Genomic DNA, 18,386 nt, shown 5'->3' with positions numbered 1-18,386 from the left:
CTTTCATTCGGGATTTTCTATTTTATTTACTCAAGTACATCTTACGTCTGCTATATAATTCGTAGAATTGATCGTCTTTTAAATCGTCTATGAACAAAATACTTTCACCTGTAGATTTCATTTCTGGTCCGAGTGCTTTGTTTACATCTTTAAACTTACTGAAAGAGAAAACCGGTTGCTTAATCGCATAACCTTTCAACTGCGGATTGAAAGTGAAATCGGTTACTTTGTTTACACCAAGCATTACTTTAGTAGCATAATTCACGTAAGGTTCGCCATAAGCTTTCGCAATAAACGGAACCGTTCTCGATGCTCTTGGATTGGCTTCGATGATGTAAACCGTATCGTCTTTTATCGCAAATTGGATGTTTATCAATCCAACTGTTCTTAAAGCCAAAGCAATTTTCTTTGTATGATCTTTTATTTGTTGCATCACAAACTCACCTAAATTAAACGGTGGCAAAGTCGCATTCGAATCACCTGAGTGAATTCCGCATGGTTCGATGTGTTCCATAATTCCTATGATGTACACATTTTCTCCATCGCAAATGGCATCGGCTTCTGCTTCAATTGCGCCATCCAAATAATGGTCAAGTAATAATTTATTTCCCGGAATCGATTTCAATAAATCAATTACATGTTCTTCTAATTCTTGTTTGTTTATGACAATTTTCATTCCTTGTCCACCTAAAACATAAGAAGGACGAACTAACAATGGGAAATCTAAACTATCAGCTAACTTAGAAGCTTCATCAGCACTTTCAGCAATTCCGAATTTTGGAAACGGAATATTTAATTCGGTTAAAAGTTCTGAAAAACGACCTCTATCTTCAGCTAAATCTAAAGCATCAAATGAAGTTCCAAGAATTTTAATTCCGTATTTAGATAATTTTTCTGCTAGTTTTAATGCAGTTTGTCCACCTAATTGCACGATAACTCCTTCTGGTTTTTCGTGACGAATGATGTCGTAAATATGTTCCCAAAAAACTGGTTCGAAATACAATTTATCTGCTGTATCAAAATCAGTTGAAACCGTTTCAGGATTACAATTAATCATGATTGTCTCATAACCACATTCCTTCGCAGCCAAAACTCCGTGAACACACGAATAGTCAAATTCAATTCCTTGTCCAATTCTATTTGGACCAGAACCTAAAACAACCACTTTCTTTCTATCGGTCACAATACTTTCGTTATGAACGTATCTTTCACCATTTGCAGTTTGAATTTCAGCTTCAAAAGTTGAGTAATAATAAGGTGTTTGCGCTTTAAATTCGGCAGCGCAAGTATCCACCAATTTATAAACACGCTTAATGTTCATCTCATCACGCAATTTATAAACCTGACTTTCCAAACAACCCAACATGTGTGCAATTTGTCTGTCTCCGTAACCTTTTTGCTTTGCTTCAAGCAATAATTCTTTTGGTAAAGTATCTATTTTATAGTTTGTGATTTCTCTTTCTAACGAATACAATTCTTCGTATTGTTTCAAGAACCACATGTCAATTTTAGTAATCTCGTGAATTCTACTTAACGGAATTCCCATAGCAATGGCATCGTAAATTACAAAAACTCTATCCCAACTTGCGAACGTTAATTTCTCAATAATTTGTTCGTAATTTTTGTAACCTTTTCCGTCAGCTCCTAGTCCATTTCGTTTAATTTCAAGTGATTGCGTTGCTTTATGAAGCGCTTCTTGAAACGAACGGCCAATTCCCATAACTTCACCAACCGATTTCATTTGAAGTCCCAAAGTTCTGTCGGCACCTTCAAATTTATCGAAATTCCAACGCGGTATTTTTACAATTACGTAATCTAAAGTTGGTTCGAATAAAGCCGAAGTTGATTTTGTAATTTGGTTTTGAAGTTCATCTAAATTGTAACCCAAAGCAAGTTTTGATGCAATTTTTGCAATCGGATAACCTGTAGCTTTTGACGCTAAAGCAGAAGAACGAGAAACTCTCGGATTGATTTCGATAGCAACAATATCTTCTTTTTCATCTGGCGAAACAGCGAATTGCACGTTACAACCTCCAGCAAAATTTCCGATAGAACGCATCATCAAAATCGCCATATCACGCATCTTTTGAAACGTCGTATCCGATAAAGTCATTGCTGGTGCAACTGTAATGGAATCACCTGTATGAATTCCCATTGGATCCATGTTTTCAATCGAACAGATGATTACTACGTTGTCGTTTTTATCACGTAAAAGTTCTAATTCGTATTCTTTCCAACCCAATAAAGCTTTGTCAATCAGCACTTCATGAATTGGTGACATTTCTAAACCATAAGTTAGTTTTTCGTCAAATTCTTCTTTACTATGTACAAAAGCTGCTCCTGTTCCACCAAGAGTAAACGAAGGACGAATTACTAAAGGAAAACCAAATTCTTGTGCAATTTCTTTTCCTTTTAAGAAAGAAGTTGCAGTTTTAGCTGGTGCTGCAGGAACACCTATTTTTTCTAATAATTGCTTGAATTGCTCACGGTCTTCAGTAATATTAATTGCATTTACATCAACACCAATTAATTTTACACCAAAATCTTCCCAAATTCCTTTTTCATCGGCTTCCAAACAAAGATTTAATGCTGTTTGTCCACCCATTGTTGGAAGAACTGCATCAATTTGAGGGTGTTCTTTTAGAATTTGAATGATTGATTTTGTTGTTAATGGCAATAAATAAACATGATCCGCCATACTTGGATCGGTCATGATGGTTGCTGGATTGGAATTGATAAGAATGACTTCAATTCCTTCTTCACGAATAGAACGTGCCGATTGTGAACCTGCGTAGTCAAATTCGCATGCTTGCCCAATAACGATTGGACCTGAACCAATAATTAAAACCGATTTGATTGAATTGTCTTTTGGCATTGTAGTTAGTTTGTTGTGTGTTGTATTGTTGTTTTTTCAAAGATAATCTGTTTGATTTGAAAAGTAAAAAATGATGGTTTAAACTTATCAAATTTTATAAACAGGTTTAAAAAAAAGCCGCTACTAATAAAAGTAACGGCTTGATATTGATTAGAATCTAATCATTATTTTTTGTGTCTTGGTTCGCAAGATACTGTCAATTTATGTCTTCCTTTAGCTCTACGACGCGCAAGGACTTTTCTTCCATTTGCAGAAGCCATTCTGTCCATAAATCCGTGTTTATTTCTTCTTTTTCTTTTCGATGGTTGAAACGTTCTTTTGCTCATTGCTTTTTATCTTTAAAATCGTATAATAATCTTTTCTTGAGGTCTTTTTTAAACCGAGTGCAAATATACAACGATTTTTATTACTTGCAAGTAGTTTTTTAAAAATATTTTAATTTCTATTTATTATCTTTGCAAACTTAAAAATACACTATTATGTTTCACAGAAATATCAAACTTATTTTAACAGGTTTAATCTTTATCGCCGCTATTTGGCAATTTACAGAAGGTAATATCGGAAATGGAATTTTCCTTATCTTATTGTCATTAATTCCTTTGTTTCTTTATTTTAAAAATGAATATATTTTAATGGCTTTCTTACAGTTACGTAAACAAAACTTTGAAGGTGCAAAAAAATGGTTAGCCAAAATAAAAAATCCTGAAACGGCTTTGGTACAAAAACAACAAGGATATTATAACTACCTTCAAGGATTAATGTTATCTCAAACTAATTTAATTCAAGCTGAGAAATACTTCAAGAAAGCAATTGAATTGGGTTTAAATATGGACATGGATTTAGCTGTAGCAAAATTAAATCTAGCTGGTGTAGCCATGTCTAGAAGAAGAAAATTAGAAGCAACCAACCTTATCAACGAAGCTAAAAAACTAGACAAACAAGGAATGTTGAACGATCAGATAAAAATGATGAAAGAACAGATGAAGAAGATATAGTATTCAGTTGGCAGTGTTCAGTATTCAGTTATGATGATACTTAAATAAAAAAGTTCGCAAAAATTGCGAACTTTTTTATTTTCAAAATATTTATGCCAACTGAACACTGCCAACTGACTAATATCCTTCCGTTGGAATTTCAATCAAATACTTTTTCTTAGTTGCGTTAACTAATTTCTTATCTCTCAACCAAGGATTGTGGATTTTTAAAATTTTGTAATTGATTCCTTGCGATTTTGCAAATGTTGCTAAATCAGTTATAGAACTATCAACTTCAATAGTTTTAGTTGGAATATTATCATACAATTCATATTTTGAAACATCAAAACCATAAAGTGATGGGTTTTTCATGATTTCTTTCAAAGCTAAAATTCTGAAAACATATCTTGATGTTTCGTCTGTTAACAATAAATCATAATAATCTGTAACTTTTTGCTCCGTAATTTTGTTGTTCACTCCTGTCATTCCTCCATTATAAGATGCTGCCGCAAGTGTCCAGCTTCCGAATTTCTCTTTGGCTTTCAATAAATATTTACAAGCTGCTTCGGTAGATTTTTGAAGATGGTAACGTTCGTCAACACCATCATTAACTTCCATTCCTTTTTCTTTGGCAGTATCTGGCATAAATTGCCAAACACCTCTTGCTCCTGCTGAAGAAACCGCATTAGTTAATGAACTTTCAATAACAGCCAAATATTTAAAATCATCTGGAACTCCATATTGTTTTAAGATAGGCTCAATAACAGGAAAAGCTCTATTAGCACGTTTTAAAATTAGTATTGTAGAAGAATGTAAATTAGCATTGATTAATAATTCTCTGTCAAATCGCTCTTTTACGTCAGCTATTTGTAATGGTGCTTTTTCACCAGCAAAGTCAATTTTTGCTGGAAAATATTGAGACGTACCTTCTTTAAATTGTTTTTCCTTTTGTTCGCCAGAAGTTGCATAAATAAACGCTCCACTTGCTAAAACTAATAGTGCACTTGCACCTAAAATTTGTATCTTTTTCATATTCCAATTGTATATTTTTCAAAGCTACAAAAATCAATCCAAAATCAAAATCATTCTAAAATTATCTTTGGTAAATTTGTGTTAAACCATCGATATTTACTTAGAATCATTGCATGAGTTCCTCCTTTTACATTAATAAAACCTTTAATATGTTTGGCAGGAAAAACTTCGTCAGCATCACCATGAATATGAACAACTTCCATATCAATTTTAGTTCTATCCCAACAAATCATTTGCTCAATTGCCCAATCTAAGTATTCTTTATTGCGCATATGAAGGTATTTCTCGTAAAGTTTTAATTTCTTTTTCAAAGTGTCGCCAAAAGCGTATTTGGTCAATAGTTCAACATCTTGAAGCAAACCTGTAGGAAGTAATTTATAGGCTTTAGTAGTTTTAGCAATTTTCATTCTTCGAGGTAATTCATTATTGCTACGAACACTTGAAACGATAATGATTTTTTTAGTAGTAAGAAACTGTTTCATTTCCTGAACTAAAACGCCTCCAAAGGAAACTCCAATCAAAACTGCATTTTCATGAGTTACTTTTTTTGCCATACGTTTAGCATAATCAACAAGTAATTCATTCTTTTCCGGCAAAAACCAGTGTAATAAGTGTACTTCGAAAGTGTCTTTTGGCAAATCAATCATTTCAAAGATTGTTGGACTTGCTGCTAGACCTGGCATAAAATAAACGTGTATCTTACTCATATTTTAACTTATTTCGGTGGCTTTATCCATATTTTATTCCGAAATTTGCATAAAATTAATTTATTTATCCCACTTATACATGAACTCAGAGTTAATTTTAGAAAAAATGGAAATTAAAGACAATACATTCGCTAGACAGTTTGAAACTTTGGTCGATGGAAAGTTGGTTTCTGTTGAATATTCGTTTCAAGAAAAAAAGATTTTCCTAACAAGAATCAATACTTTTGATGGATTTGACAATGAAGAATTTATCAATGATTTATTGAAGAATATTATGGAAATTGCCTACGAACGTAAATTAAAAGTGGTTCCTATTCTTCCTAAAATTGCATTGTTTTTTAGAAAAAATACAACTTATAGAGATTTATTACCACCGGGAATTAAAATCTAATTTTTTATGAAAAAAACATTATTGTTTTTATTTTTCTTTACTCTTTCAATTTCATATGGTCAAATTCCTGGACCTCCAGGATGTAGAACTTTTGACAAATTAGACACCAATAATGATGGATTTACTTCATTTGAAATTGATTTTTATTTGAATTATGTAAGAAGTTATGCTTTGTCTGAATTAGGTTATAATTTGAATGGTTATAATTTAACTTTATTTCCATCTCAGACTGATTATGATAATAATACAAACGCAATTTTGAGCGCTAATTATAGTAATATTGTTGCAAATCAGCAATATTGTTATTTAAAAATCACATATTCTGGTAGCGGAACATTATACAACCAAGCGGATTTAAATTATAATTTAACATGCCATATTTTGGTCGTTCATCAACCATCTAATAATTTTGACAATGATGGTGTTGCAAACGGATTAGAAGATTTGAATACTAATTTAAGACTTGGCGATGACGATACTGATAGTGACGGAATTCCAAACTTCAAAGACACTGATGATGATAATGATGGTGTTTTAACAATAAACGAAGATTATAATGCCAATGGAAATCCAGTTGATGACGACACCAATTCAAACGGGATTCCTGATTTTCTTGACAATACTAACACATTACAAATTATTGAAAATAATTCCTCTATTTTCTATTTGCAACCAAATCCTGTTAATGAGATTTTAAACATTACTTATTCTGAAAACACTTCTTATAGTGTTTCAATTATTGATATAAATGGAAGAATTTTGAAAAACAGTAACAATTCACCATCATCAATTGATGTATCAAATTTTGAAAATGGAATTTATATCCTTCTAATTCAATCGGATGGAAAATCATCGCATCAAAAATTCATTAAAAATTAATTTATTATCAAAATATATTTAAACCATTTCAGATGTTGAAATGGTTTTTTTTTGAATAAAAAAATTATCTTTATCAAATGAATTCAGAAGAACTAAATCTCAACATTATTTCATTTTTTGAAAACATCCAAAAATATTATGGTTGCAAAACCGAAATTACTGAAGGATTATTTTCAGAATTGGAAGATTTAGATGCTAATCTTACTACATGGAATTTATCTGAATTTGATTTAATTCGCTCTGCATATCGTAACAATGGCAAACGATTTATGTTTGAAGGAAACTCAATGTACTATGAAATTTCAGGCGAAAGAATCATAGATTTCAAACAACCAGGAAGAAATAAATATGAATTTATTGAACAATACAGCGAATCTGTTTTTAGGATTACTAAACTTCGTTTTCACTACAAATATTAGTTTTCAGCCACAGATTCACAGATTTTTATATCTTTGAAAGATGCCTAAATATGTTTATAATTATTTATAAATGTTTGTAACCCTTTTTATGATGACCATTCGCCTATAAAAGAGTTAGTGGCAATGTGACCGCGAGCCTAGAAATTATAACTAAAACTCTATTAATTGATGAAATCAAAATTAAGTATTGTTCAATTCCGAAATAGAATAAAAGAGAATACTAAAATTGGTTCACCGAAATTTAAATCAAGTTTATTTGGAGTTTTTACAGTGTTTGATGGAAGTACAGAAAAGTTTTATGGGTTAATAGATGACTCCAATTTTCGCTTAACAATGAATACAACTCTCTATCCTACATTTTATGTCTTAAAAGGCAAATATAAAAATGTAAATAGCGAATTAAATATAGATTATACTATTGAATCAAGTAATAAATTCCAATTAATATGGATGAAATATTTTCCTTTTGTGTTCTTATTTGTATTTAATCTTATGTTCATTTTAAATCAAAAAAACACACCTCTTTTTGTAAGTATCGTTTTTAATTTATTCATTGTCTTTATAATATTTTTTTCAAGATGGGATATTAATCGAAAAAAGAAGAAATTGGAAAAAGAGTTTATTGAAATTTTTGAGATAATTCCATAAATGATTTAATAACCCACACTGCCACTAAAAGCCGTTACAAGAAATTGATAGGCTCGGTGTGTATTTGAATTGTTAGTTTTTTATTTAAAAATTTGTCTATATCTGTTATAGTCAGTGAATGAAGTTCGCAACTTCTTGTAGCTGCCAAATGTTAAAATCACTAAATCTCAACATTTAGAAACTCCATTCTAACACTACCATCTTCATCTATTCTTGTCAAGTTGATTTCGTGCAAAGTATTTACTAATTCAGGATTCCAAGGTGTTTTAACTTTTACGTAATTTTCTGTAAATCCGTGAATGTAACCTTCTTTATTTTCACCTTCAAACAAAACAGTTCTGTTGGTTCCAATTTGGTTTTCGTAAAAAGCACGACGTTTTTTAACTGACAATCCACGAAGCATTTTACTTCTTTTAGATCTCACATTCATAGGAACAACATTTTCCATAGTTGCTGCTTCAGTATTGTCTCTTTCAGAATAAGTAAAAACGTGCAGATAAGAAATATCCAACTCATTTAAGAAATTATAAGTTTCTAAGAAATGTTCATCGGTTTCACCTGGAAAACCTACAATTACGTCAACACCAATGCAAGCATGTGGCATCACTTTTCTAATGTTCTCAACCCTATCAACATAAACTTCACGTTGATAACGACGTTTCATTTTACCCAAAATTTCATTACTTCCAGATTGCAATGGAATGTGAAAATGAGGTACAAATGTTCTACTTTTTGAAACAAAATCGATTGTTTCGTTTTTCAACAAATTAGGTTCAATGGATGAAATTCTAAGACGTTCAATTCCTTCTACTTCATCTAAAGCTTTTACTAAATCTAGAAAAGTATGTTCGTGTTTTTTGTTTCCGAATTCTCCTTTTCCGTAATCACCAATATTTACACCTGTTAGAACAATTTCTTTAATACCTTGTTGTGAAATTTCGAAGGCATTTTTCAATACATTTTCCAAAGCATCACTTCTTGAAATTCCGCGTGCTAATGGAATGGTACAATAAGTACATTTGTAATCGCAACCATCTTGAACTTTTAGAAAAGCACGAGTTCTATCGCCAATGGAATAACTTCCTACGTAGAAATCGGCTTCTTCAATTTCGCACGAATGCACTTCGCCCATATCGTTTTTGGACAAATCATTAATATAATCGGTAATTTTAAATTTTTCTGTAGCACCAAGAACTAAGTCAACACCATCAACGGCAGCAAGTTCTTCTGGTTTTAATTGCGCATAACAACCAACAGCAGCAACAAATGCTTTATCGTTGAGTTTCATGGCTTTTTTTACTATTTGCTTGAATTGTTTGTCGGCATTTTCTGTAACTGAACACGTATTGATAACATACATATCAGCAACTTCTTCAAAATCTACTCTATCAAAACCTTCGTCTTGAAAATTACGAGCAATAGTTGACGTTTCTGAGAAGTTCAACTTGCATCCTAAAGTGTAGAATGCTACTTTTTTTCTGTTTTCCATAAGTAAACTCAATTAATGAAATCGTTGTCAAAAAATTGAGAGTGCAAATTTAGGCAAAAAATAAAAAAAGCCACAGATTCACAGATTAAAATTATTTTAAAATAGTAAAATAACAAGTAATTATGCAATATAACTTTACAATTATGTAATATTTCTAATATAAAAATAGTGAATTTTACAATGATAAAAAATTAATATTATGATAGTAGAAATAGCAAACGAAGGAAAAAAGTTTATTGGTTTTAGAGCTGTTGGCGATATTAATGCCGATGATTTTACAACTGAAGTCATTCCAAAAGTTGAAGCTTTTGTAGCTAAATATGATACCTTAAATTATCTTTTACAAATTGAAACCGAATTATCAAATTTTACAGTTGGAGCGTGGCTTCAAGATGCAATCTTAGGAATAAAAGTGTTTTCAAAATGGAACAGAGCCGCAATAATAACCGACACTCAAGGTATCAAAATTTTTACTGAACTTTTTAGCAAAATTATGATTGGAGAATTTAAATGCTTTAATCATGATGAGTTGGACGCCGCTATTTCTTGGGTTTCTGAAGAAGGTAAAAAAGAGTAATCTCAAAATTTAAAACAAAAAAACACATAACATTAATGCTATGTGTTTTTATTTATGCTAGTTAAATAATTTACTCTTTTCTATATTTTTTAGTTTCTTCAAAAATGTGTTCTAATATTTTAGCATCTTCTTCTGTAAAATCAACGTGACGACGCGACATTACAATTTTAGCCGTTTGAAATGCTTTTGAAGTTAAGTAAGTTGTAAAACCTGAAGCGCCACCCCAAGAAAAACTTGGAACAAAATTTCTAGGAAAACCACTTCCGAAAATGTTAGAAGAAACTCCCACAACAGTTCCTGTATTAAACATGGTGTTGATGCCACATTTGCTATGATCACCCATCATTAGCCCGCAGAATTGTAATCCAGTTTTGGCAAAACCTTCTGTTTCATAACTCCATAGACGCACTTCTTCGTAGTTATTTTTTAAATTAGAATTATTACTATCGGCTCCAATGTTACACCATTCGCCTAGAACAGCATTTCCTAAAAACCCATCATGTCCTTTATTTGAATATCCAAAAAGCACTGAATTATTAACCTCTCCTCCAATTCTTGAATGTGGTCCGACAGTAGTTGCTCCATAAACTTTTGTAGCCAATTTTACTTGTGCTTCTTCACACAATGCGAATGGTCCACGAATGACAGAACCTTCCATTATTTCAGAATTTTTTCCTATATAAATTGGTCCTGTTGAAGCATTTAGTGTTACGAATTCTAGCTTTGCTCCTTCTTCAATAAATATATTTTCTGGAGATAAAACATTAACACTTTTTGGAATTGGTAGCGATGATCTACCTTCAGTAATTAGATCAAAATCTTCTCTAATTGCAGCATCATTTTTAGCAAAAATATCCCATGTGTTTTCAACTGTTAGGCAATCTTCGTTGAATTCTATAATTTCGTAGGTATCAAAATCTATTTCTTCTTGAGTATCGTTAGTATAAAAAGCAATTACTGCATCACCTTTAAAAATTGCCTGATTTTTTTCTAAACTTTTAACCATTTCAGATAAAACATCATTGGGCAAAAAAGAAGCATTAATCATTACGTTATCTTCAAGCTCTACCATTGGATACTTTTCAGAAAGATATTCTTCAGTTAGAGTGGTTGTTGTATAACCTAAATATTTTTCCCACTTTTCACGAATAGTTAAAATTCCAATGCGAATTTCAGCAACTGGTCGTGTAAAAGTAAAAGGCAAAAGTGCGTTTCGAACGGTTCCGTCAAAAAGTATGTAGTTCATTTTAATTTCAGATTTCAGATTTCAGATTTCAGATTTCAGTTTAATGGTTGAAAACAAAATTTAAAATCATTAGTAATGTTTTGTCAAAGTTACAAAAGTTTAGTTCATAAAAAAACCTCCCAAAAAATTGGAAGGTCTTAATAAAATTTGAACAGCTAAAAAATTATTTTCCGTGTTTAGCGTATTTAGTTTTAAATTTATCAATACGTCCTGCAGTATCGATAAGTTTAGATTTACCTGTGTAAAATGGGTGAGATGTTCTAGAAATCTCCATTTTGTAAACTGGATATTCAACTCCTTCGTGAGTGATAGTTTCTTTAGTTTCAACTGTTGATTTAGTGATAAAAACATCTTCATTTGACATGTCTTTAAAAGCAACTAATCTGTAATTTTCTGGGTGAATTCCTTGTTTCATTGTGTAAATCTTTTATTTGTTATGAAGTAGTTTGTTGTGAAGCTTTCATTATAAAAGGTATCAACTGGCTACAACTTTTAATTATTGTTTTTTATTTGAGAGTGCAAAAATACAACTATTTTTTAATTATCAAACCTTTAAAGCACTTTTTTTAATTGAATTATATATTCTACAATAATAATGGAATTACTATATTTGTGGATTAATTTTAAAAGACTTAAAAAATGGATAATACTATTTCACCTGCAAAATCGGGTTTAACTTATGGACTTCTTTTTGGTGCGATTATGATTTTGGAATTTGTTATTGGATATGTTATGAACATTGATCCTCAAACAAATCCTACTTATGGAATTTTTATTCAATTACTAAATTATTTAATTCTTCCACTCCTTTTCATTTATTTAGGTTGTAACAACTTCAAAACTAATATCAATTCAGGTTTTGTTTCATTTGGACAGTGTTTAAAAATTGGTGTAACTATTTGCGTTATTGCAGGATTATTGTCAGCTATATTTATGGTGATTTTTAATTTCATTTTACCAGAATATATGGTGGAAATGTATGATAAAGTTGGGAAAATGATGGTTGAAAAGAATCCTGAAATGACAACAGAGCAAATAGAAATGAGTATTTCAATGATTAAAAAATTCTCACAACCAGCTATCCTCCTTCCAATATCTGTACTTATGTATGCTTTTATAGGACTTATTTGGTCACTTATAGTTGGTGCAATTGTAAAAAAAGATAGTAATCAAGGTTTCTAAAATGAATCTATCCATAATTATCCCACTATTAAACGAACAAGAATCGTTACCAGAGTTGCATTCATGGATTGTAAAAGTCATGAAAGAAAACAACTACACTTATGAAATTCTATTTATAGATGACGGAAGTACAGATGATTCTTGGCAAACTATTGAAAATTTATCAAAAGAAAATCCTTGTGTAAAAGGCATCAAGTTTTTAAGAAACTTTGGGAAATCTCAAGCACTTCATGCAGGTTTTGCAAAAGCTCAAGGTGATGTTATCATTACAATGGATGCAGACTTACAAGATAGTCCAGATGAAATTCCGGGATTATTCAAAATGGTGACGGAACAAAATTTTGATTTAGTTTCAGGTTGGAAAAAGAAACGTTACGACAATGCAGTAACCAAGAATTTACCTTCCAAATTATTCAACTGGGCAGCTAGAAAAACTTCTGGTGTTTACTTGAACGATTTTAATTGTGGTTTGAAAGCATACAAAAATGTGGTTATCAAAAACATTGAAGTTTCTGGTGAAATGCACCGATATATCCCAGTTCTAGCTAAAAATGCTGGCTTTGGAAAAATTGGCGAAAAAGTAGTTATTCATCAAGCAAGAAAATACGGCGAATCTAAATTTGGAATGAGTCGTTTTGTTAATGGTTTTCTTGATTTAATTACGATTTGGTTTTTATCTCGCTACGGAAAACGTCCAATGCACTTGTTTGGAGCTGCTGGAGTTTTAATGTTTATTATTGGTTTTTTAGCAACTGGTTTCATCATTACTATAAAACTTATAAAACTTTACTCTGGATTTGATACCATTCTTGTTACGAGTAATCCATTATTTTATATTGCCTTAACTTCAATGATTATTGGAACTCAATTATTTTTAGCTGGATTTTTAGGTGAAATCATTCTTCGCACAAAAAACAACGAAGAACGTTATAAAATTGCCTCAGAAATAAATTTATAAACCAAAATAAAACTATACGCCATGAAAGAATTAGAAATTATCACAAAAAAAATACATGAAATTAGAAATCAAAAAGTAATGCTAGATTATGATTTAGCAGCTCTTTACGAAATTGAAACACGTGTTTTAAAACAATCTGTTAAAAGAAATGCTTCAAGATTTCCTTCAGATTTTATGTTTGCTCTAACCGAAAATGAAATAAATGACTTGGTATCACAATCTGTGATACCATCTAAAAGCTATTTTGGTGGTTCGCTACCATTTGCCTTTACTGAACAAGGTGTTGCTATGCTTTCTAGTGTATTAAAAAGTGATAAAGCAATAGAAATTAACATCTCTATTATGCGAACTTTCGTAACAATCCGACAGTTTGCATTGAATTATACTGAACTACAAAATAAAATTAATGAAATAGAAGGTCAATTACCTGAAATATATAATGTTCTGAATTATTTAGTTGAAAAAGATGCTACTAAAAATGAAACAGAGCGAACCAAAATAGGTTTTAAAAAATAAGATTATGCACATAGAACAAACTATTTTAGACAAAGTAAACGAGTGGTTAACACCAACATTTGACAATCAAACGCAAGAAGATATCAAAGAAATGATGACAACTTCTCCTAAAGATTTAGAAGAAAGTTTTTTTAAAAATCTTGAATTTGGAACTGGCGGAATGCGAGGTATTATGGGTGTTGGAACCAATAGAATCAACAAATATACACTTGGAAAAAACACACAAGGTTTATCCAATTATATGATAAAATCATTTCCTGGAGAACAATTAAAAGTCGCTATCGCTTACGATTGCCGTCATAATAGTGATACTTTGGCAAAAGTTGTTGCCGATGTTTTTTCGGCAAATGGAATACATGTTTATCTATTTTCTGATATGCGTCCAACTCCTGAATTGTCTTTTGCTTTAAAATATTTGAATTGCCATGCAGGAATCGTTCTTACGGCTTCACACAATCCACCAGAATATAATGGATACAAAGTATATTGGCAAGATGGTGGGCAGTTAGTTCCACCACAAGACAAAGAAATTATAGAGGTTATCGAAGCATTAAATTATAGCGAAATTAAATTTGAAGCTAACGAAAATCTTATTGAATACATTGATGTTGCTATAGATGAAGCTTTTGCAAAATCTACTGTTGAAAATGCAAGTTTCAATACACCAGCAGCAGCAAAAGAAAATTTAAAAATTGTTTATACTTCACTTCACGGAACTTCAATAAAAGCAATTCCGGGAGTTTTAGCAAAAGCTGGTTATACTGATGTGAATATTGTTGCAGAACAAGAAGTTCCCAACGGTGATTTTCCAACTGTGAAATCTCCAAATCCTGAAGAACCAGAAGCTCTTTCAATGGCAATAGCTTTATCTGATAAAATTGGTGGCGATATTGTAATTGGTACCGATCCTGATTCTGACAGATTGGGTGTTGCTGTTCGTGATACTGATGGTAAAATGATACTCTTAAATGGTAATCAAACTATGGTTATCATGACTGCTTTCTTGCTAGAACAATGGAAACGAGCTGGAAAAATTGATGGAAAACAATTTATTGGTTCAACTATTGTTTCAACTCCAATGATGTTAGAATTAGCATCTGGATACAATGTGGAATGCAAAGTTGGATTAACTGGTTTCAAATGGATTGCGAAATTTATAAAAGACTTCCCAGAACTAACATTTATTGGTGGTGGAGAAGAAAGCTTCGGATTCATGGTTGGCGATGCTGTTCGTGATAAAGATGCTGTTGGCGCTTGTTTACTAGTTTGCGAAATTGCTGCGCAAGCCAAAGCTGCTGGAAGCACATTATACAAAGAGTTATTAAATTTATACGTTGATTTTGGTTTTTACAAAGAGCATTTGATTTCGTTAACCAAAAAAGGTATTTCAGGAATGCAAGAAATTAATCAAATGATGATTGATTTACGTGAGAATCCGATGAGTGAGATTAATGGTCAACGTGTGGTTTGTATTGAAGATTATGAAAATTCGACTTCAAAAAATATGTTCACTCAAGAGATTGAATCGATTTCAATTCCAAAATCTAATGTACTAATCTATTATTTAGAAGATGGCTCTAAAATTTGTGCTCGTCCGAGTGGAACAGAACCAAAAATTAAGTTTTATTTTAGTGTGAATGCTCCTCTAGATGCTGTAGAAAACGCTAAAGAAGTAGAAAAACAATTGGACGAAAAAATCAAAAATATTATTGCTGAGATGCAGTTAAGCTAAATGAATACAACCTTTTTCAAAATACTACGTTTTGCATTACCTTATAAAAGGTTTGCTTTCTTGAATGTATTCTTCAATCTTTTTTACGCACTCTTCAATGCATTATCAATGGTGATGTTAATTCCGATGTTGAATGTGATGTTTGATAAGACCAAGAAAGTATATACGAAACCAGTATATGAAGGATTATCAAAATTACCAGCATATGGAAAGCAATATTTAGATTATATTGTAACAACAACTTCTGAAGAAAAAGGACCTCAAGCAGCTTTACTTATTATGGTAAGTCTGGTTATATTGATGTTTTTTCTTAAGAATATTTTCAACTATTTAGCAATGTATTATGTTACTTTTTTAAGAAATGGTACATTAAAAGATTTACGTTTAGCTATTTACGAGAAAGTAATACATCTTCCACTATCTTTTTATTCAGAAAAACGTCGAGGCGATGTTATGATTCGAATGACTAACGATGTTGGTGAAGTTCAATTTTCGTTTTTATCAATTTTAGAAATTATCATTAAGGAACCTCTGACTATAATTTCTGTAATAGTTACCATGTTTTATATAAGTACAAAACTTACAATATTTGTATTTATTTTCATTCCAGTTTCTGGATTCATTATTTCATTAATTGGAAAAAGTTTAAAGCGAAAATCCAATCGTGTTCAACAAGAAACCGGTATCTTTTTATCAATAATAGATGAAACATTATCTGGTTTAAAAATCATTAAAAGTTATAATTCTGAAGATAATTTTCAAGAAAAATATAAAGAATCCGCTCAAAAACTTTACAAATTTTCTAACAGTTTAATTAATAGAAACAACCTCTCTACTCCTATTAGTGAATTTTTAGGAATTGTTGTAATTGCAATTCTACTATGGTTTGGAGGAACAATGGTTTTGATAGAACATAGTTTGGATGGTATTCAATTTATAACTTACATGGGATTGGCTTATCAAATTCTTACACCTGCAAAAGCATTATCAAAAGCATCTTATACATTAAAAGGTGCAATGGCTGCTGCGGACAGAGTTTTGGAAATTTTAGAACAACCCAACGCTATTGAAAACAAACCTAATGCAATTGTAAAAGAATCATTTGAAGATAAAATTACGATTGAGAATATCAATTTCAGATATGAAGACGAAAACGTACTAAAAAACTTTACTATTGAAGTTCCTAAAGGTAAAACCATTGCTCTTGTTGGTCAATCTGGTAGCGGAAAAAGTACGATTGCTAATTTGCTAACTCGTTTTTATGATGTTCAAGAAGGTTCGATAAAAGTTGATGGCATCGATATCAAAGATATTGAAATGAAGTCCCTTCGTCATTTACTTGGCTTGGTTACTCAAGATTCTATACTATTTAATGATTCAATCAGAGGAAACGTTGCACTTGGGAAATTAGACGCTACTGATGAAGAAATCATTGAAGCTTTAAAAATTGCAAACGCTTACGAATTCATAAAAGATTTACCTGAAGGAATTTACACCAACGTTGGAGATGCTGGAAACAAATTTTCTGGCGGACAAAAACAACGTATTTCTATTGCTAGAGCTGTTTTGAAGAATCCACCGATTATGATTTTGGATGAGGCAACCTCAGCATTGGATACCGAAAGCGAAAAATTAGTACAAGTTGCACTTGAAAATATGATGCAAAATAGAACTTCTATTGTTATTGCACACCGACTTTCAACTATTCAAAAAGCAGATAATATCATTGTAATGCAAAAAGGTGAAATTGTGGAACAAGGAACGCATACTGAACTTCTGTCTAAAAACGGAACTTATTCTAAATTGGTAATGATGCAAAGTTTTGAATAATGTATTTTAATCTAAAAAATATTGATTATGAAAAGATATTATTTTGCAGCAATTTTTATTTCACTTTCAGTTGTAATCATTTTTTTGTTTGATTACTTTTTTGGTCAGGATTTTGTAAAAGAAAACACTTATAGATTTATTGTGGTTTGGTTAGTTATTGCTTTCTACGCAGGTCAATTTTCAACAAGATTCCCTAAAGAATAAATTATGTATTTCAATAATCCAAATATTACGCTACCAGAAAATCCAGATACGATTGTATGGAAATACTTGGATTTATCTAAATTTTTGGATTTATTGATTTCCAAAAAACTCTTCATGTCTCGTTCAGATAAGTTTGAAGATCAATATGAAGGTACATTTAGCGAACCAACTTTTGAGGAAATAAAAAAATTGTCTGCCAATAATCCAGAATTTCTTGATTACTATAAATCACACAGAGAAAAAGTTGTAGTAAGTAGTTGGCATATTAACGAATATGAATCGTTTGCGATGTGGCAAATTTTCACACAAAATAGTGAAGGTTTAGCTATTCAATCTACGGTTGGAAGACTCCAAAAAGCTTTAGAAGCTGAAAAAGATTTCAAGCAATACATAGGCGAAGTAAATTATATCGATTACAAAAAAGAATATATTCCTTTTGACGATATGTTTTTTCCATTTCTATTTAAACGTAAAAGTTTTCAATATGAACGTGAAGTTAGAATTATCGCCGATTTATCAGAACAAGAAATTAAAATCAATGATGGTTTAAAAATTGATGTTGATATTTCACAACTTATAGAAAAAATCTACATTCATCCAAAATCGGAAAATTGGTATAAAAAATTAGTCATAGAATTAGTTGACAAACTTGGGTTTGACTTTGAAATTGAAAAATCTGATTTAGAAAGTGATATTTTGATTTAAAAAACACTTACAATTCGGTAAG

Annotated in this window: 20 protein-coding genes; 13 read left to right on the top strand and 7 right to left on the bottom strand. The window is 31.1% G+C overall.

The annotated features are described in order from the left end of the window. Window positions 1-22: 22 nt before the first annotated feature. Together carB and rpmH are read right to left on the bottom strand one after the other, a co-directional pair. The gene (gene carB, locus ACYU7A_RS08380; RefSeq protein ID WP_460575696.1) at window positions 23-2,875 is read right to left on the bottom strand and encodes a carbamoyl-phosphate synthase large subunit; all 2,853 of its coding nucleotides are present in this window, start codon (window positions 2,873-2,875) and stop codon (window positions 23-25) included. 164 nt (window positions 2,876-3,039) lie between these two features. Next, the gene (gene rpmH / locus ACYU7A_RS08375) at window positions 3,040-3,201 is read right to left on the bottom strand and encodes a 50S ribosomal protein L34 (protein WP_007136275.1); all 162 of its coding nucleotides are present in this window, start codon (window positions 3,199-3,201) and stop codon (window positions 3,040-3,042) included. Between the two features lie 153 nt (window positions 3,202-3,354). Between rpmH and ACYU7A_RS08370 the strand changes: the two genes are divergently transcribed. Then, on the top strand, window positions 3,355-3,870 hold the full coding sequence (locus ACYU7A_RS08370; protein WP_298304187.1) for a DUF2892 domain-containing protein: 516 nt from the start codon (window positions 3,355-3,357) through the stop codon (window positions 3,868-3,870). A 117-nt stretch (window positions 3,871-3,987) separates the two neighbouring features. Here the strand turns inward: ACYU7A_RS08370 and ACYU7A_RS08365 are convergent, their stop codons facing one another. After that, entirely contained in the window at window positions 3,988-4,881 is an 894-nt protein-coding gene (locus tag ACYU7A_RS08365) for a lytic transglycosylase domain-containing protein (protein WP_460575690.1), read from the bottom strand. A 50-nt stretch (window positions 4,882-4,931) separates the two neighbouring features. Next, complete coding sequence (locus ACYU7A_RS08360) at window positions 4,932-5,588, bottom strand: alpha/beta hydrolase (RefSeq protein ID WP_460575688.1); 657 nt, start codon at window positions 5,586-5,588, stop codon at window positions 4,932-4,934. Between the two features lie 106 nt (window positions 5,589-5,694). On the opposite strand from ACYU7A_RS08360, the gene ACYU7A_RS08355 reads away from it, so the two are divergent. The 4 genes from ACYU7A_RS08355 (at window position 5,695) to ACYU7A_RS08340 (ending at window position 7,925) form a co-directional block, all read left to right on the top strand. Then, window positions 5,695-5,979, top strand: coding sequence for a GNAT family N-acetyltransferase (locus tag ACYU7A_RS08355; protein ID WP_298304181.1), 285 nt, complete (start codon window positions 5,695-5,697; stop codon window positions 5,977-5,979). A gap of 6 nt (window positions 5,980-5,985) precedes the next feature. After that, on the top strand, window positions 5,986-6,858 hold the full coding sequence (locus ACYU7A_RS08350) for a T9SS type A sorting domain-containing protein (protein ID WP_460575686.1): 873 nt from the start codon (window positions 5,986-5,988) through the stop codon (window positions 6,856-6,858). Between the two features lie 77 nt (window positions 6,859-6,935). Continuing rightward, complete coding sequence (locus ACYU7A_RS08345) at window positions 6,936-7,277, top strand: hypothetical protein (protein ID WP_460575684.1); 342 nt, start codon at window positions 6,936-6,938, stop codon at window positions 7,275-7,277. A 168-nt stretch (window positions 7,278-7,445) separates the two neighbouring features. Further along, the gene (locus ACYU7A_RS08340; protein ID WP_460575682.1) at window positions 7,446-7,925 is read left to right on the top strand and encodes a hypothetical protein; all 480 of its coding nucleotides are present in this window, start codon (window positions 7,446-7,448) and stop codon (window positions 7,923-7,925) included. Window positions 7,926-8,085: 160 nt separating this feature from the next. On the opposite strand, the gene mtaB is transcribed toward ACYU7A_RS08340, so the two are convergent. After that, a complete protein-coding gene (mtaB, locus tag ACYU7A_RS08335) occupies window positions 8,086-9,414 on the bottom strand; it encodes a tRNA (N(6)-L-threonylcarbamoyladenosine(37)-C(2))-methylthiotransferase MtaB (protein ID WP_460575680.1) in 1,329 nt (442 codons plus the stop codon). Window positions 9,415-9,613: 199 nt separating this feature from the next. Here mtaB and ACYU7A_RS08330 point away from each other — a divergent pair, with 199 nt between their 5' ends. Then, a complete protein-coding gene (locus ACYU7A_RS08330) occupies window positions 9,614-9,991 on the top strand; it encodes a SpoIIAA family protein (RefSeq protein WP_460575678.1) in 378 nt (125 codons plus the stop codon). Window positions 9,992-10,061: 70 nt separating this feature from the next. Here the strand turns inward: ACYU7A_RS08330 and ACYU7A_RS08325 are convergent, their stop codons facing one another. Further along, the gene (locus ACYU7A_RS08325; RefSeq protein WP_396144058.1) at window positions 10,062-11,237 is read right to left on the bottom strand and encodes a GlmU family protein; all 1,176 of its coding nucleotides are present in this window, start codon (window positions 11,235-11,237) and stop codon (window positions 10,062-10,064) included. A gap of 163 nt (window positions 11,238-11,400) precedes the next feature. Further along, entirely contained in the window at window positions 11,401-11,652 is a 252-nt protein-coding gene (locus ACYU7A_RS08320) for a type B 50S ribosomal protein L31 (RefSeq protein ID WP_345090026.1), read from the bottom strand. A gap of 224 nt (window positions 11,653-11,876) precedes the next feature. Between ACYU7A_RS08320 and ACYU7A_RS08315 the strand changes: the two genes are divergently transcribed. The 7 genes from ACYU7A_RS08315 to ACYU7A_RS08285 are packed head-to-tail and all read left to right on the top strand — an operon-like array spanning window position 11,877 to window position 18,364. Continuing rightward, window positions 11,877-12,419 (top strand): DUF4199 domain-containing protein, encoded by a 543-nt coding sequence (locus tag ACYU7A_RS08315; protein WP_460575675.1) that lies wholly within the window; start codon window positions 11,877-11,879, stop codon window positions 12,417-12,419. A 1-nt stretch (window position 12,420) separates the two neighbouring features. Beyond that, window positions 12,421-13,377: a glycosyltransferase family 2 protein gene (locus ACYU7A_RS08310; protein WP_344815159.1), complete on the top strand. Its 957-nt coding sequence runs from the start codon at window positions 12,421-12,423 to the stop codon at window positions 13,375-13,377. Between the two features lie 21 nt (window positions 13,378-13,398). Next, window positions 13,399-13,893 carry an ORF6N domain-containing protein gene (locus ACYU7A_RS08305; RefSeq protein WP_298304164.1) on the top strand — a complete coding sequence of 165 codons (495 nt, stop codon included), beginning with the start codon at window positions 13,399-13,401 and terminating at the stop codon, window positions 13,891-13,893. A gap of 4 nt (window positions 13,894-13,897) precedes the next feature. Next, complete coding sequence (locus ACYU7A_RS08300; protein WP_460575672.1) at window positions 13,898-15,625, top strand: phospho-sugar mutase; 1,728 nt, start codon at window positions 13,898-13,900, stop codon at window positions 15,623-15,625. Continuing rightward, on the top strand, window positions 15,626-17,455 hold the full coding sequence (locus tag ACYU7A_RS08295) for an ABC transporter ATP-binding protein (RefSeq protein ID WP_460575670.1): 1,830 nt from the start codon (window positions 15,626-15,628) through the stop codon (window positions 17,453-17,455). Between the two features lie 27 nt (window positions 17,456-17,482). Next, the gene (locus tag ACYU7A_RS08290; RefSeq protein ID WP_460575668.1) at window positions 17,483-17,659 is read left to right on the top strand and encodes a hypothetical protein; all 177 of its coding nucleotides are present in this window, start codon (window positions 17,483-17,485) and stop codon (window positions 17,657-17,659) included. A gap of 3 nt (window positions 17,660-17,662) precedes the next feature. Continuing rightward, a complete protein-coding gene (locus tag ACYU7A_RS08285; protein ID WP_460575666.1) occupies window positions 17,663-18,364 on the top strand; it encodes a hypothetical protein in 702 nt (233 codons plus the stop codon). Window positions 18,365-18,386 lie beyond the last annotated feature (22 nt).

This window comes from Flavobacterium koreense (genome assembly GCF_054776075.1).
This window is presented reverse-complemented; position numbering and strand designations above follow the sequence as displayed.